11 protein-coding genes are annotated in these 15,460 nt (G+C 76.1%); 5 read left to right on the top strand and 6 right to left on the bottom strand.

The window, feature by feature from the left end; genetic code table 11:
• Positions 1-79: 79 nt before the first annotated feature.
• Positions 80-1,204: a glycine cleavage system aminomethyltransferase GcvT gene (gcvT, locus tag NMK34_RS22070; RefSeq protein ID WP_318335013.1), complete on the top strand. Its 1,125-nt coding sequence runs from the start codon at positions 80-82 to the stop codon at positions 1,202-1,204.
• Between the two features lie 42 nt (positions 1,205-1,246).
• Here gcvT and NMK34_RS22065 read toward each other — a convergent pair whose 3' ends face one another.
• The 3 genes from NMK34_RS22065 to NMK34_RS22055 all read right to left on the bottom strand — a co-directional run bounded on the left by NMK34_RS22065 (position 1,247) and on the right by NMK34_RS22055 (position 5,336).
• The gene (locus NMK34_RS22065) at positions 1,247-2,536 is read right to left on the bottom strand and encodes a DUF2314 domain-containing protein (protein ID WP_318335012.1); all 1,290 of its coding nucleotides are present in this window, start codon (positions 2,534-2,536) and stop codon (positions 1,247-1,249) included.
• Between the two features lie 63 nt (positions 2,537-2,599).
• The gene (cobS, locus tag NMK34_RS22060; protein ID WP_318335011.1) at positions 2,600-3,373 is read right to left on the bottom strand and encodes an adenosylcobinamide-GDP ribazoletransferase; all 774 of its coding nucleotides are present in this window, start codon (positions 3,371-3,373) and stop codon (positions 2,600-2,602) included.
• A complete protein-coding gene (locus tag NMK34_RS22055; RefSeq protein ID WP_318335010.1) occupies positions 3,363-5,336 on the bottom strand; it encodes a bifunctional adenosylcobinamide kinase/adenosylcobinamide-phosphate guanylyltransferase in 1,974 nt (657 codons plus the stop codon). The genes cobS and NMK34_RS22055 overlap by 11 nt, the downstream gene beginning before the upstream one ends.
• Before the next feature lie 280 nt (positions 5,337-5,616).
• Here NMK34_RS22055 and NMK34_RS22050 point away from each other — a divergent pair, with 280 nt between their 5' ends.
• Complete coding sequence (locus NMK34_RS22050; protein WP_194801142.1) at positions 5,617-5,817, top strand: hypothetical protein; 201 nt, start codon at positions 5,617-5,619, stop codon at positions 5,815-5,817.
• Entirely contained in the window at positions 5,814-6,608 is a 795-nt protein-coding gene (locus NMK34_RS22045) for a site-2 protease family protein (RefSeq protein WP_013475714.1), read from the top strand. The genes NMK34_RS22050 and NMK34_RS22045 overlap by 4 nt, the downstream gene beginning before the upstream one ends.
• A gap of 52 nt (positions 6,609-6,660) precedes the next feature.
• Here the strand turns inward: NMK34_RS22045 and NMK34_RS22040 are convergent, their stop codons facing one another.
• Positions 6,661-7,659 carry an aldo/keto reductase family protein gene (locus tag NMK34_RS22040; protein WP_318335009.1) on the bottom strand — a complete coding sequence of 333 codons (999 nt, stop codon included), beginning with the start codon at positions 7,657-7,659 and terminating at the stop codon, positions 6,661-6,663.
• Between the two features lie 44 nt (positions 7,660-7,703).
• Positions 7,704-8,363 (bottom strand): helix-turn-helix domain-containing protein, encoded by a 660-nt coding sequence (locus NMK34_RS22035; protein ID WP_318335008.1) that lies wholly within the window; start codon positions 8,361-8,363, stop codon positions 7,704-7,706.
• An 81-nt stretch (positions 8,364-8,444) separates the two neighbouring features.
• Here NMK34_RS22035 and NMK34_RS22030 point away from each other — a divergent pair, with 81 nt between their 5' ends.
• Positions 8,445-8,924: a cupin domain-containing protein gene (locus tag NMK34_RS22030; protein ID WP_318335007.1), complete on the top strand. Its 480-nt coding sequence runs from the start codon at positions 8,445-8,447 to the stop codon at positions 8,922-8,924.
• A gap of 72 nt (positions 8,925-8,996) precedes the next feature.
• On the opposite strand, the gene NMK34_RS22025 is transcribed toward NMK34_RS22030, so the two are convergent.
• The gene (locus NMK34_RS22025) at positions 8,997-10,952 is read right to left on the bottom strand and encodes a WG repeat-containing protein (RefSeq protein WP_412098908.1); all 1,956 of its coding nucleotides are present in this window, start codon (positions 10,950-10,952) and stop codon (positions 8,997-8,999) included.
• A 3,630-nt stretch (positions 10,953-14,582) separates the two neighbouring features.
• Between NMK34_RS22025 and NMK34_RS22020 the strand changes: the two genes are divergently transcribed.
• Positions 14,583-15,434 (top strand): ABC transporter permease, encoded by an 852-nt coding sequence (locus NMK34_RS22020; protein WP_318335006.1) that lies wholly within the window; start codon positions 14,583-14,585, stop codon positions 15,432-15,434.
• The last annotated feature ends 26 nt before the right edge of the window (positions 15,435-15,460 follow it).

Genomic DNA, 15,460 nt, shown 5'->3' with positions numbered 1-15,460 from the left:
CGTGGCTGTCCCGCCGATGCGTGCCGACGGGATCCCGCCGATGCTAACCACAGCGGTCCGGGCCGGTAAGTTGCCACCCATGACCGAGGTGACCTCCGACGCCGCCGAGACCCGGCTGCGCCGCTCCCCGCTGCACGAGCGGCACACCGCGCTCGGCGCGAAGTTCGCCCCCTTCGGGGGCTGGCAGATGCCGCTGGAGTACGCCGGTGGCGGCGTGCTCAAGGAGCACACGGCCGTCCGCGAGGGCGTCGGCGTGTTCGACGTCTCGCACCTGGGCAAGATCCGGGTCACCGGGCCGGGCGCGGCGGGCTTCGTCAACGCCTGCCTCACCAACGACCTCGGCCGGATCGCCCCCGGCCAGGCGCAGTACACGCTCTGCTGCGACGAGGCCACCGGCGGCGTGGTGGACGACATCATCGCCTACCTGCACGCCGACGACCACGTCTTCCTGATCCCGAACGCCGCGAACAGCGCCGAGGTGGCCCGCCGGCTGCGCGCCGCCGCGCCCGCCGGCGTCACCGTCACCGACGAGCACGAGGCGTACGCGGTGCTCGCCGTCCAGGGACCGCGCTCGGCGGACCTGCTGGGCGCGCTCGGCCTGCCCACCGGGCACGACTACATGAGCTTCTCCACCGCCACGCTCGACGGGGTGGAGCTGACCGTGTGCCGCACCGGGTACACCGGCGAGCTGGGCTACGAGCTGGTCGTCCCGGCCGAGCATGCGGTCGCCGTCTGGGACGCGCTCTTCGCCGCCGACGACGACGTACGCGCCTGCGGCCTGGCGGCCCGGGACACGCTGCGCACCGAGATGGGCTACCCGCTGCACGGGCAGGACCTGTCCCCGGAGATCACCCCGGTGCAGGGCCGCTCCGGCTGGGCGGTGGGCTGGGACAAGCCGGCGTTCTGGGGCCGCGACGCGCTGCGCGCCGAGAAGGCCGCCGGCCCGGCCCGTACGCTGCGCGGCCTCACCGCCGTCGACCGGGCCATCCCGCGCCCCGGCATGGCCGTGTACGCGGGCGACCGCCGGGTCGGCACCGTCACCAGCGGCACGTTCAGCCCGACGCTCAAGCACGGCATCGCGCTGGCGCTGGTCGACACCGACCCGAAGCCGGCCGACGGCGACGAGCTGGAGGTGGACATCCGGGGCCGCCGCGCCCGGATGCGCCTGACCCGGCCGCCGTTCGTCGAGCCCTCGGTGCGCTGAGCCCGGAGGCGGACCCGCCCTCGGTGCGCTGAGCCGCGCGGGTCAGTCCTCGCCGCGCTCCCCGGCGTCGAGGACTGCCTGCGTCCAGCCGCCCTCCAGCACGCCGGTGCCGTCCAGGACGGCCCAGTCGACGACGTCCGACGCCTCCACCACCACCGGTGAGCCGATCCGCACGCTCGGGTCGGTGTTGGCGTCGCTGGCGCTGGCGCCGACGATCCGTTCCGGGGTGTCCCACGAGGTCACCCCGGCCCAGACGTACTCGGGGCCGTCGTCGCCGGGCAGGCCGTACTTGACCACGAGCTGGCTCTCCTCGGGCAGCCGCCCGGCCAGGAACCGGGCCCGGATGTCGCCGAGCGCCTCCCGGGCGGTCTCCACCGCGCGGCTCATCGCGTCCCCGGTGCGGGTGTAGCGCACGTCCGGCTGGATGCCGTTGAACAGCGTGGCGCAGGCGGCGGCGAAGTAGCGGCCGGGCGGACCCGGATGCCCGGGCGGCGGGTTGAGACTCAGGAACGAGTCGGCGTCCGGGTCGGTGGCCGGGTCCAGCTCCAGCCGCAGCAGCACCGGCGCGGTCGCGCCGTGCTGCTCCGGATTGCCGTACGCCACGGCGATGTCGTGCCCGGTCACCGTGGCCAGCACCGGCAGCTGCACGAACGCCGGCACCTCCTCGCCGGCGAGCCCGTCGGTCCAGTCCCGCAGCAGCCGCCGGGCCGCGCCGGTCATCACCGCGCCCCACGCCCGGGTCAGGTGGTCCGGTACGCCCTGGGCCTGCAACTCCAGCAGCCCGAACCGGCGCAGCCCCTTCGTGGTGAACCAGAGCCCGTCGGAGTCCGAGGAGTAGGGGACCAGCACCCAGTCGACGAGCCGGATCCGGCCCTGCTCGTCGGGCAGCGAGCGCAGCGCCGCCGCCGGGTCGAGGAACTGGAGCCCGAAGACGTCCACCACGTCCCCGCCGACCGTCTCGGCGACCGCGGCGGCCACCGCGCGGGCGGCCCACTCGTGCGCGGGCGGCCAGCCCGGCCGGTACTCGGCCTGCACCACCACGAGGTGGGTGGCGGCGGCCAGCCGGGCCAGCTGCTCCTCGGTGGCGCCGAACGCGGTGAGCAGGTCCGGCGGCAGCTCGGGGAACTCGTCGACGGTGCGGGTGTCCACCGTCATCAGCGGGCTGTCGAGCATCTGCCGGGCCAGCCCGTGGAGCGGTTCGGCGAGCCGGCCGGCCAGCCCCTCCACTGCTTTCTTCGGGCTCACCTTGGGCAGCCCGGTGATCGGTACCAGGTACGTCGCGTCGAGCGACTCGGGCACCGGTACCGGCAGGAAGTCGTCCGTGATGAGCATGCCGTCCCCCTCGACCGCGCCGGTGCACTCGCCCCGAACGCTACCCGCCCGGACCGGTGGCGCTCAGCCGGTCAGCACCAGTCCCAGGTAGGACAGCGTGGTGACGATCTCCACGAGCGCCCCGAGCACGTCGCCGGTGATGCCGCCGAAGCGGCGTACCAGGTGCCGCAGCAGCCCGGCCGCGACGGCGAGCGCGCCGAGCACGGCGAGCGGCCCCTGCCACGGACGGTCCGGCACCGCGGGCACCGCCGCCAGCGCGACGGCGACCGCGCCGAGCGCCGGCGCGCCCCACCCGACGGTGCCGGCGACGAGCGCGCCCAGGCCCTCCGGCCGGGCCGCCGGCACGCCCCGCCGGCAGGCCAGGCCGACGGCGAGCCGCCCGGCCGCGACCACCGCGACCACCGCGGCGAACGCGGCGAGCGCGTCCCGGCCGGCCAGCTCCGCGAGCACCGCGCTCTGAAGCAGGAGTACGACCACGAGCGCGACCACCCCGAACGGGCCGACGTCCGGCTGCTTCATGATCTCCAGCGCGGCCGGACCACGCCGGTACGAGCCGAGCGCGTCCACGGTGTCGGCCAGCCCGTCCAGGTGCAGACCCCGGGTGAGCAGCGCACCCAGCCCCACGGTGACCACCGCGGCGACGAGCGGTGGCGCGAGCGCGCCGGTGAGCAGCAGCACCCCGCCGAGTACGGCGCCGAGCAGCGCGCCGACCAGCGGCGCGAGGGCCATCGCGGTACCGGCGGCGGCCCGGTCGACCCGCCCGGCGCGTACCGGGAGGGTGGTGAACGTGGTGAGCGCCAGCCGGATGCCGTCGGCGAGCCGTGCCTCAGTCGGCACGTCGGCCGGGGGAGACCGGCTCGTCGGCACCGACCGTGGTCGGTCCCGGACCGGCCGGCTCCGGCTCGGTGAAGTCCGGCTCGTCGTCGGTCCGGCCGGCGTCGCTGCCGTCGTCGCCGGTGCCGTCGCCGGTGTCGCGGTCGTCGTCGGGGCCGCCCAGTGACGGGTGCACCGGCAGCGTGGCGGCGAGCGTCAGCGCGGAGCGCAGCAGCGGCAGCGCGGCCAGCGCGGTCGCCCCCTCGCCCAGGTCGAGCCGCAGGTCCACCAGCGGCGTCAGGCCGAGCACGTCGGCGGCGAGCCGCACGCCCGGACGGCCGCCGTGGTCGGGCAGCAGGCACCAGTGCCGGGCCTGCCCGGCCAGGTCGCGGCTGACCATGGCGGCGGCGGTGCCGACCGGCCCGTCCAGCAGCACCGGCACCTTGCGGGCGGTGGCGCCCAGCAGCACGCCGGTGGCCAGCGCGATGTCGCCGCCGCCCAGCTCGGCCAGCACGTCCTTGGCCTCCCGGGCGGAGCGACGGGTGCGGTGCAGCGCGTCCCGCACCGCCGCGCAGCGGACCATCCAGGCGGTGTCGTCGATCTCGCCCTGCTCGGTGATCACCCGGCCGAGCACCGTCGGCGGCTCCGCACCGGCGGTGGCCGCGAGCACCGCCGCGGCGGCGGCCTCGGCGCCCGCGCCGCACGCGGCGAGCACCAGCAGCTGCACCCCGGCGTCGGCGGCCTGCTCGGCGAGCCGCCAGCCGTAGCGCAGCGCCGCCTCGACCTCGTCGGCGGGCAGGGCCGGACCGTCCTCCATCGGCGCCGAGACGGGCGCCTCGACGATCTGCAGACCGGCCCGGGTCTCGGCGGCGAGCCGGGCCAGCGCGCCCCGGCCGGCCCGGGCCTGCCGGGCGCGGCGGGCCGACTCGCCGGGCGTCGCGCCGGCCGACGCGCCGCCCTCGTGGTCGCCCTGGATCAGCAGGACGCGCACCGAGTCCCACGGACGCGGCGTCGAGGTGCCCTGGGTGGCGGCGGCGAAGCCGACCACCTGTTCCAGTACGCCGAGACCGGCGCCGGGGAGGTCGAGGGTGGCGAGCCGGTCGACCGCCTGCGGCCCGGTGTAGTCGTCGGGCATCGGCAGTTCCATGCCCGGCTGGATGACCAGGCCGGTGGCGATCATCGGCAGCGCCATCGTGGGTGCGGCCCAGTCGCCCGTACCGGGCTCGTCGGACGTGGCCGGGGCGGGCACCGGGGCGGCGGCCGGGGTGAGCACCTCGGGCAGCATCACGTCCCCGATGCCGAGATCGGCCGGTACGGCCTGGGCCGGCGCGGTCCGGGGTGCCGCGGTCGGGGCCGCCGCGTGCTGCGGCGCTGCGGCGCGGCCGGGCTCGGCCTCGGGCGACGTGGCGGCGGGCGGCACGGCGTGCGCGAGGGCCGGGGTGGCCGGCTTCAGCCAGGCGGCCTGACCGGCGACGACGAGCGCGACCGCGTCGCAGGCGTCGGCGACCGCGCGGTTCGTGGCGCCGAGCGCGTCGGTGAACGCCCGGCCGAGCGGCGTGGTGGGCACCAGTGACAGTCCCACCTCGGGGCTGACCAGCACCAGCCGGGCCGTGCTGGACCGCACCGCCGCGGCCAGCTCGGCGATCGTCGCGGTGTCGTCAGCGGGCTGGTGGGCCGGGTCGAGCAGCACCGTCACCCAGCCGCCCAGGTCGTCCACGAGCAGCGTCTCGTTCGGTCCGGCGGCGGCGATCACCTCGACCAGCCGGCCCGGGTCCGCAGCGGTCTCCTCGGTGCTCCAGCTCCCCGGGCGGCGGGCGCGGTGCGCCGCGAGGCGGGTCGCCCACTCAATGTCCTCCGGATCGCCGGCCGGGGCGGTGGCCACGTAGCGGACCGTGGGCGCGTCGGCGACCAGTGACTCGGCGAACTCGGACTTGCCGGAGCGGATACCGCCGAGCACCAGGAGGGTGTGCCACCCGTCAACGGACATGCCCGTACCTTAGTTCGCCCGCCCGCGTTCCGGGCAGCTCGCCCCTCCCCACCCCCGTCCCGCCCGTGCCCCACCCTCTCCCCGCCGCCGATCTTGCACGTGCGGCCCCCGGGATGCCGGGAATGACCGCTCTGTCGGGGCATCAACCGCAAGATCGACGGTGCGGTGGGCGGGGCCGGTCGGCATGATCGATGTGGTGGCGGGCCGTCGTCGGCGGGGCCGACTAGGCTTGCGGAGGTTTGGCGTCCCACGGGACGACGGCGGCGAGGGGAGACGCGGCATGGCGTGGAGCTGGCGGTACGAGGGCACGAACGGCGACGCGGCCGACGGGCCGGCCGAGTCGTTCACGAGCCAGGCGGACGCCGAGTCGTGGATCGGCCAGACCTGGCGGGAGCTCGCGGCATCCGGCGTCACCACGGTCGTGCTGGTCGAGGACGACCGGGTGGACTACCGGATGAGCCTGCAACCCCCGGCCGAATGACGGGCTACGACCGCCCGGGCGAGCCGCTGATCCTCGGCGTGCCCCGGGCGGCGTTCCGGCCCAGCCCGATCTTCCTGGCCCTGGTGGCGCTGTTCGTCGCCTCCGGGGTGATGACCTGGAACCGGTACGGCAACGTCGGCTTCGACGTGTTCCTCTTCGTGGTGTCCGGCTGGCTGGTCTCGCTGTGCCTGCACGAGTACGCGCACGCCGTGGTCGCGTACCGGTCCGGTGACCGGGACATCGCGCACCGCGGCTACCTCACGCTCAACCCGCTGAAGTACACCAGCCCGCTGCTGTCGATCGTGCTGCCGGTGGTCGTGGTGCTGCTCGGCGGCATCGGGCTGCCCGGCGGCGCGGTCTGGGTGGACCGGCACGCGATCCCCGGCCGGCTGCGGCACACGCTGGTCAGCCTGGCCGGTCCGGCCACCAACGTGCTGTTCACGCTGGTGCTGGTCGCGGCGGTGGCGTGGGGGCCGGAACTGGGCGGGCCGCTGGAGTTCTGGGCCGGCGTCGGGCTGCTCGCGTTCCTCCAGCTCACCGCCAGCGTGCTCAACCTGCTGCCGGTGCCCGGTCTGGACGGCGGCAACATGCTCCAGCCCTGGCTCAGTCCCGCCTACCGGCGGATGTACGACCTGTTCGCCCCGTACGGCTTCATTCTGCTGTTCGCGCTGCTGTGGAGCCCGCAGATCAACCGGGTGTTCTTCGGCGCGGTCTTCGCCGTCGGCGACGCGCTCGGCCTGCCGCGCGAGCTGTACCAGATCGGTTACGCCCTGATCCGCTTCTGGGAGTAGCCGGCCCGGTCGTTCCCGGGCCGGTGCGAGCCGGCCCGGGAACGACGCGAGGTCACGGGCGCTGAGCCGGGCTCTCGGTCTTCGCCGGGTCCCGCTCGGTGACCGGCTCGACGATCTCGTCGATCGCCTTGAGCAGGTCGGCGTCGAGCTTCACGCCCGCCGCCTTCACGTTGTCGTGCACCTGTTCCGGCCGGGACGCGCCGATGATCGCCGAGGAGACGTTCGGGTTCTGCAGCACCCAGGCGACGGCGAGCTGCGGCATGGTCAGCCCGGCCTGCTCGGCCAGCGGCTTGAGCCGCTGCACGCGGGTGAGCACGTCGTCGGTCATGAACCGGGCGATGAACCCGGCGCCGGACTTCTCGTCGGTGGCGCGGGAGCCGGCGGGCGGCGGCCGGCCCGGCAGGTACTTGCCGGACAGCACGCCCTGGGCCATCGGCGACCAGACGATCTGGCCGATGCCCAGCTCCTCACTGGTGGGGACCACCTCGGTCTCGATGACCCGCCACAGCATCGAGTACTGCGGCTGGTTCGAGATCAGCGGGATGCGCAGCTCGCGGGCCAGCGCGTGCGCCTCACGCAGCTGGGACGCCTTCCACTCGGAGACGCCGATGTAGTGCGCCTTGCCGGAGCGTACGACGTCGGCGAAGGCCTCCATCGTCTCCTCCAGCGGGGCGCTGTAGTCGTAGCGGTGAGCCTGGTAGAGGTCCACGTGGTCGGTCTGGAGGCGGCGCAGCGAGCCGTCGATCGACTCCATGATGTGCTTGCGGGACAGACCCCTGTCGTTGCGGCCGGGACCGGTCGGCCAGTAGACCTTGGTGAAGATCTCCAGCCCTTCGCGACGCTCGCCCTTGAGCGCGCGGCCGAGCACCGACTCGGCGCGGGTGCCCGCGTACACGTCGGCGGTGTCGAAGGTGGTGATGCCGCTGTCGATCGCGGCGCGGACGCACGCGACCGCCGCGTCCTCCTCGACCTGCGAGCCGTGGGTGATCCAGTTGCCGTACGAGATCTCGCTGACCATCAGGCCGGAACGGCCCAGGTGACGGAATTCCATGCTCCCGACCCTAGACCTGCCCGGTCCCGGACGCCGTCCGGCGCTCACGCCCCCAGCAGCGCGTCGCGCATCCGGGCGGCGAGCCACTGCCGGAAACCCTCCTCCGTCCACCCGCACCGCTGCACCAGTGCCGCGTAGTGCGCCGGGTCGTTGTAGAACCACAGCGCGTCGACCGCGCGTCCGGTGCCCGCGTCCGGCCGGAGCGGGCCGTCCAGGGTGAGCAGCCGGTCGACCACCATGGCGGCCCCCGCGCGGCGGTTGCGCAGCAGCGTCTCCCACAGCTCGGCCACCTCGGGCGCATCGTCCGCGGCGCGGCGCACCGTCTCGAAGGCGCCGGCCGCGCGGTGGCCGATCAGCGTGCAGACCCCGGCGTACGCGTCGAGCACCGCGCCCTGGTCGGTCGCCTCCCAGACCGGCTGGAACCAGGGGCGGCGCGCCACCGGCACCGGCTCGTCGTCACCGGCGAGCGCCTCGTCGAGCACCTGGCGCAGCAGGGCGCCCTTGGAGCCGAACACGGCGAACACGGTGGGCCGGGCGACGCCCGCCTCGACGGCCACGTCGGCCAGCGACGTCGCCGCGTAGCCGCGCGTGACGAACAGGTCGGTCGCCGCCCGCACCACCGCCTGCCGGGTACGCCGGGCGCTCTCCTCGCGCACCGCCGAGCGGTAGGGGCGCGTCGGCTTGCCGTCCTTGACTCCAGCCATGACCTCGCGATACTAACAATCTATTCACTAGACTGCGGGCTATCGAATATTCTCGCATTCACTGAAATCGGAGGCCGCCCCATGTCCGTCCGCCCCTACCTGCTCGGCCCCGACGACGGCGAGGCGTACTGGTTCCTCGGCAACCTGTGCACGCTCAAGGCCGGCGGCCGGCACACCCGGGACCGCCTCACCGTCGCCGAGTTCGTGAACCCGCCCGGCTTCGCCCCGCCACTGCACCGCCACCAGGTCGAGGACGAGATGTTCTACCTGCTCTCCGGCACCGCCCGGTTCCACTGCGACGGCGATACGCTCACCGCCGGTCCCGGTGACTTCGTCCTGCTGCCGGTGGGCCTGGCGCACACCTTCGTGGTCGGCCCGGACGAGCCGTTGCGCGCGCTCCAGATCACCACCCCGGCCGGGTTCGAGCGGTTCGCCGCGGAAGCAGGCGTGCCCGCGCCGCACCGCCGGCTGCCCGACCCGGCGCCGGTCGACCCGGCCGCGCTCGGGCACGCCGCCGCCCGTAACGGCATCGAGCTGCTCGGCCCCCCGACGACGGCGTGAGCGGCCGGCCCGAGGAGTGCCGGTTCCGGCGGGCCGGGTCGCCGCCGCTCCGGGTGGCGTGCCGGGCGCGGGTCAGAGCACCGGGCTGGCGTCGGCGAGCAGCCGGTCGATCTCCGCGACCACCGCCGCCCGGCCCGGGTGCACCGGGTCGATGAGCGGCTCGCCGCGCCGGTCCAGCGCGCCCCACCGGCCCGACTCGGCGGCGACCAGGAACGCCACCGGGTGCACCACCACAGTCGGGTACGCCGGCGGCACCACCACCCGGCCGGCCCGGTCCACCACGCCCCGGCGGCCCGCCAGCTCGACCACCGCCAGCCCGTCGGCGGTGAACCCGTCGACCTCACGCCCGTCCGCGAGCGGCGTGCCGAGACGGTGGTACCGGGTCGGCACCACCACCTCGCCGGTGAGGTCCACCGCGCCCCAGCCGCCGTTCTGCCGTACCGCCGCCAGGCCGTTGCGGAACGGCCTGGCCTCCTCGTACCCGGGCGGGATCTTCACGATGTTCATCCGGTCGACGGCCATCCACCGGCTCTTGCCGTCCATCGACACCCAGGACAGCCCGTCCGAGAAGGGCACCACCGCCCGGTAGCCGTTGTTCGCCTCGATCAGCGCCGCGCCGGACGTGTCGATCAGCGCCCACCGGGACGCCTCCGGCCGCCGTACCCAGGCCAGTCCCTCGTGGAACGGCTGCGCCTCGGCGTACCGGTGCGCGATGACCATCTCGCCGCCGGCGTCCGCGTACCCCCAGAGCTGCTGCTCCTCGTCGAACGTCGCCACCGGCGGACACGGCGTGCCGAGCACCTCCTCGGGCCGGCGCGGCGCGGGCCCGAAGCCGTCGGCGGCGGCCCGCTCCGCGACCGCGTCCAGCGCGACCTCGACCCGGGCGTTGAGCTGCGCGTCCTCGCCGTGACGCAGGTCCAGCGCCCGCTCGAAGTGCAGGCACGCCTCGGTCAGCCGGCCCTGGTCGAAGCAGCACCGCCCGGCGTGCTCGTGCAGCAGCGCGCGCAGCCGGTCCGGCAGCTCCGGCGAGTTCGCCTCGGCGAAGAGCCGGTCCGCCTCCGCGTGGTCACCCCGCCACCGCAGCGCCTCCGCCAGGCGCGCGCGGGCCAGCGCGGTCCGCCGGAACTCGCCGGTGGCCTCCGCGTACGTGACGGCCAGCCGCGCGTCCCCGAGCGCGTCGTCCAGGTCACCGAGGATCCGCGACGCCACCGCCCGCAGGCTCAGCAGCCGGGCCCGGCTGCGGTTGTCGAGCGTGGTGTCCAGCTTGCCGGTCAGCCCGTCCCGGATCACCCGCAGCTGCGCCGGGTCGGGGGCCCGCTCGCGCAGCGTCAGCGGATCCAGTTCCCAGCCGACTGCGGCGAGGGCCTGCTCCGGGTCGACGGGAGGCGGCGGTTCGGCGTCCGCCGCAGGTTCGATGTCCGTCGCCGGCTCGGCGCCGTCGTCGGTTCCGGCTTCGGGGGTACGCCGATCCTGCGCGTCGTCTTCGTCGTCGGTGTCGTCGGTGCTGTTGGTGTGGTCGGCGCTGCCGGCGTGTTCGGCGTCGTGCTCCGTGCCGGCCGGGGTCGGTTCGGTGTCTTCGGCCTGTGCTTGCGCCTGTTGCTCGGGCGCGGCAGCGGTGGCGTCCGCATCAGCGGCCGTGCCGACCGGCTCCGGGGTGGACGGTGTGGGTGCGGAGTGGCCGGTGCCGTCGGCCGCCGCTGGTTCCTGGGCTGTGCCGTCGGCGATGGTCTCGCGCGTCGTCTCGTCGGCAGTGCTCTCCGGTGCCGCGTCGTCCTGCCGGTTCTCGATGGTGCCGGAGGCGGCGACATCGTTCGGAGTGCGCTCCGGCGCAGGGCTGAGCCGCTCGGGTGCGGCAGCCATCGCGCCGTGCGGCTCGGGCTCCGCGCGCGGACCGTCGGGTACGGGAACGCTGGTGTCCGCCGTCGTCGGCTCGGCCGGAGGCGGGGTGATCGACGCGTGCACGGGTACGGCCGGTGAGCCGGTGGTCGTTGCGGCATCGACCGATGCGCCGACGGTCGACGCGTCCACGGCGGAAGCCGTGACGATCGGTGCGGGTGCGGGTGCGGGTGCGGGTGCGGGTGCGGGTGCGGCTTCCGGCCCCTTCGCCGCCGCTTGCGAGGCCTCCACCACCGCTGGAGGCCCGTCGTCGCCGTTCGGGTGCGTGGCCGGCGTGGGCGCGCCGAGCGATGCCGCCGGCGTCCCGACGGACGGCCCCCCACCGCGCTCGCCACCCGACGGCGCGATCGAGTCCTGGCCGGGTAGAGATCTTGGTACGAAAGGGCCCTCAGAGGGGTCGAAATCGTCCAAGATCTCCGGCGGTTTCGGGGCTTCGGCGGCCTGGTTCGGGCGGAACCATGCCTCGGCGCCGGGGGACGGCTCCGGCGGTCGGCCGTTCTCCGACGGCTTGTCGTTCCGGTCGGAGGACGCGTCGGCTCCCAGGTGGTCCGCGCCCTGTGGGGGCCGGGTGTCCGCGTCGGCTTCCGAAGAGACGGTGTCCGTAGTGGACGTGGCTTTCACGTCCATTTCGGCATCGGGCCGGCCTCCGTCCGAGCGGGACTCGGGCCGCGTGCCGGCGCCGGCTCCCCGGTTGCCGTCCTCGACGGGGACGTGCACATCGGTCTCGGGCCGACCGGTGCCGGCGGTCGGCGTGGCCGGGGTGACCGTCCGGGGCGGCGTCGTCTCGACGTCCACGTCGACCGCTCGACTGCCGGTATCTGTGCCAGGCGTTGTCGGGGTGCCGGGCGTGGTTCGGGTACGCGGGTCGGCTACCGGGCGATCGGCCCCCATGTCGGGGACCGCGCTCGTGCCTGCAGTGGGCCGAGCCGCCTGTGCCTCCGGTTCGGCGGGGCGCGGCGCCGGGTCGGCGGGGCGCGTCGCCGGGACGACCGGTGGTGGCGCGGTCGGCCGGGCCGGGGCAGGGCCCGGATAGGTGGGCGGTGCGGGACGAGCCGGCGCGGCCCGGGTCGGCTGGACGGGGCCAGCCGGAGGAGGACTCTGACGTTCCTCGGTCCGGCCCGGCGTCGGCGCGGGGCGGGCTGCCTCCGCTCGTCCGGTACCGGTAGGTGCCTGCGCATCTCCGCTGGGCGTGCCGACAACCGGCGCGGCGGGAGCGACCCCGCCGGATACCGGTGCGCTCGACCCCGGATCCGCAGAAGCGGGCGCGCCGGGTGTGGGGCTAGCCGGCACGCGGGGCGCGGGACCGGAAGGCCTCTCCGACGCCGGGGCTGAGGGCGCGTCCGACCTGGGGCCCGAGGGCGCGGCGGGCGAGGGCTCGTCGCGGACAGGAACGGCCGGTGCGGAACCGCCGTCGGCCACGCGCCGGTCGGGCTCGGAGACCGGCGGACGGGTCGCCTCGTACCGGCCCGGCGCCGGCGTCCGGTGCTGCTCGTCCGTACCGGCTGGTGGCACGGGCCGCAGCCGGGCCTGGCCGGTCGACGGCGAGCCGTCGCCGGGGCGCGTGGGTGTGCGCGGTGCCGACAGCGGATCCGGCACCGCCGAGGCAGGGCGGGCACGGTCGTCGGGGCGCGCGGCCGCCTGGTCCGGGGTGTCCGGACGGCGCTCGTCGGGCCGTACCGGCCACTGCTGCGGCCGGGACTCGGGACGCGCGGCGACCTCGTCCGGCCGGCGACGGTCCTGCTCCGGCTGCGGCCGGCCGGTCTCGGGGCGCATCGGGGCGGTGGGCGTCCGGGGGGCGTGGGTGCGCGGACCGCTGCCGTCGGGCTGCCCGCCCGTGCCGGCAGGCCGAGCGTCGCGGGGGTCCGGACGGACGGGACCGTCCTGCTCGGGACGGCGCGCGTCGGGGCGTGGACCGTCGGCGGGCGGCATTGGGTGCCGGGGCGGTACCGGCCGATCCGCGGGTGGGCGGTGCCGCTCGTCCGGCCGGTACGCGTCGGGCTCCGGCCGGGGGCGGGGCTCGATGACGGGCCACTCGCCCTGGTGCGGGCGGGGGCGATCGGCTGGCGGGCGCTGCCAACGCTGGTCGGCGCCCGGCCGCGCCGGGGCGGACGCTTGCGGGTCAGCCGGACGGTGTCCCTGCGCGCCGTACCGGTCGGGCTCACTCTGCGGCGCGGGCCGCCCGTTCTCGGGTGCCCGGCGCTGGGTCTCGGGGTACGCGGCGGCCTCGCGGCCCGGCGCACGATCGTCCCACCGGCCATCGGCCGGGTCGCGCCGGTCCGCCGGGGGACGTGGGCCGGGCTCGCGCCAGCCGTCACGAACGGGCTCACGCCGGCCCTCGTGGCCCGAACCGCCCCAGCCGGGGCCGCCGTGGCCCGGCTCGCTCCAGCCTGCTTCGCGCCGGCCGTCGCGAGCCGGATCGGCCCAGCCTGGCTCACGCCGGCCCGGCTCGACCCGACCGGCCGCACTCCGCTCCGACTGCGGCGCGGCCTCGTCGCGCCCGTCGACGCCGGGACCGCGCCGACCACGGGCGGGGTCGATCTGGGACGGCTCCGGGAAGGGGCCGCGACGTCCGTCGGGCAGGGGACCGCCACGCGCGGCGGGGGAGTGGTCACGACGGGCGTCGGGTGCCTCGCCCCATCGTTCGCCGGAAGCCGCCGGACGGCCGTCGGCCGGGGCGCGCCTGCCGTCCGCCGGGCGATCGGCCCGGTGCGGAGCCTCGTTCGGCTCCGGCATCCAGCCCGGCTGGGCGGCCCGACGGGGTGGGCCGTCGGGGTGTACCCAGCGTTGGTCGAGCCGCTCCGGCGGCGGACCGGGCCGGTGGGGCCGGCGGCCGTCCGCGCCGGGGCCGTCCGGATACCCGCGCCGCTCGTCCGGCCCGGCGGGGCGCTGTCCGCCGGGACCGCCGGAACCCATCGGGTACGCCCCGCGCGAGGCACCCGGCCCGTCCAGGTACGTGCCACGTGGTCTCGCCGCCCCGTCCGAGTGCCCGCCGCGCGGCTCTACCGGACTGTCCGGGCGCCCGCCGCGTGGTCCTGCCGGTCCGTCCGGGTGCGCGCCGCGTGGACCGGCGGGGCTGGTCGGGTGCACGCCGGGCGGGACCGCGGGACTGATCGGGTACGCCTCGCGCGGCGCCGCCGGGCTGGTCGGGTACGCGCCGTGCGGACCGGCCGGGCTGACCGGGTAGGCGTCCGGGACCGCGCGGTGCGCGTCGCGCGGGCCGGCCGGGCTGACCGGGTCCGCCCACCGTGGACGAGCGGAACCGGTCGGAGACGCATCGCGCGGACCGGCACCGACGGGGTATGCGCCGCGCGGGCCGGCCGGGCTGACCGGATGACCACCGGCCGGACTCACCGGGCGCCCGCCCTCGTGCCCCGCGGGCCGGGGACCGGCGGGGCTCACCGGGTACGTGTCCTCGTCCGGCGCGGGACTGACCGGGCGTACCTCGGCCCGGCCGACCACGGCGCGCGGACGCGGCGTCAGGTTCTCGATGCCGATGTCACCCGGGTAGCGCTGCCCGGGGAACTGCGGCTGCCACTCGTGGGTGGGCTCGGCGGCCCAGGCCGGTTCGGCCGGCTCGCGCCAGCTACCCCAGCCGCTCATCGGCAACCCCTCCGGCCGCTCGCGCGGGACGGCCCCGGGGCCGGCTCGCGTCGCTCGCTCACGGCGGTGTCACCTCATCGGAAAATCTCGCGCTGGGGCGCCGGACGTGCCGGTACAGTCGCCCGGTCCAGCACGTCGTGGCTGCGGAAGGAGGGTAACGGCGTGGGCTCGGTCACCGCCACTGTGGCACCACCCACCGGCGCACACGTTACCCCATGGTTTCGGACATTCGGCGCGATCGCGGCGGCCGGGTTCCGGCGGCACGCGACCTACCGTCAGGCCGCCGTGGCGGGGTTGTGCACCAACACCGTGTTCGGCTTCCTGCGGTGCTACATCTTCCTCGCGGCGACGGGTGCGGCGGGCACCGTGGCCGGCTACGACAGGGCGCAACTCGCCACGTTCGTCTGGGCCGGCCAGGGGCTGCTGGCGGTGATCGCCGTCTGGGGCTGGACCGATCTGGCCGACCGGATCCGTACCGGCGAGGTCGCCGCCGACCTGCTGCGGCCGGTGCATCCGGTGACCAGCTATCTCGCCACCGACCTGGGCCGGGCCGGGTTCGCGTCGCTGGCCCGGCTGGTGCCGCCGCTGGTGGTCGGCCCGCTCTTCTTCGCGGTGTACGTGCCCCGGCACTGGGCCACGGTGCCGCTGTTCCTGCTCTCCGCGCTGCTCGCGGTGGTGGTCTGCTTCGGCTGCCGCTACCTGGTCAACGCGACCGCGTACTGGCTGCAGGACGTCCGGGGTCCGATGATCCTGTGGACGCTCGGTTCGGGCGTGCTGGCGGGGCTCTACTTCCCACTCGGGTTCCTGCCCGGCCCGCTGGAGGCGGTCCTGCGGTACGCCACCCCGTTCCCCAGCATCCTCCAGGTGCCGCTGGACGTGCTCGTCGAGCGGGAGCCGATGGCCACCGGTCTCACCCTGGTCGGCGTGCAGGCCGGCTGGGCGGTGCTGCTGCTGGCGCTGTGCCGGCTGGTGCAGCGCCGCGCCGAGCGCCGCCTGGTGGTCCAGGGTGGCTGAGCGCGGCAGCGCGCCCAGGGTGGCTG

The organism is Micromonospora sp. BRA006-A, from assembly GCF_033433935.1.
Classification (GTDB): domain Bacteria; phylum Actinomycetota; class Actinomycetes; order Mycobacteriales; family Micromonosporaceae; genus Micromonospora; species Micromonospora aurantiaca.
The sequence above is the reverse complement of the archived record's forward strand: the minus strand, read 5'-3'. Positions and strand labels throughout refer to the sequence as shown.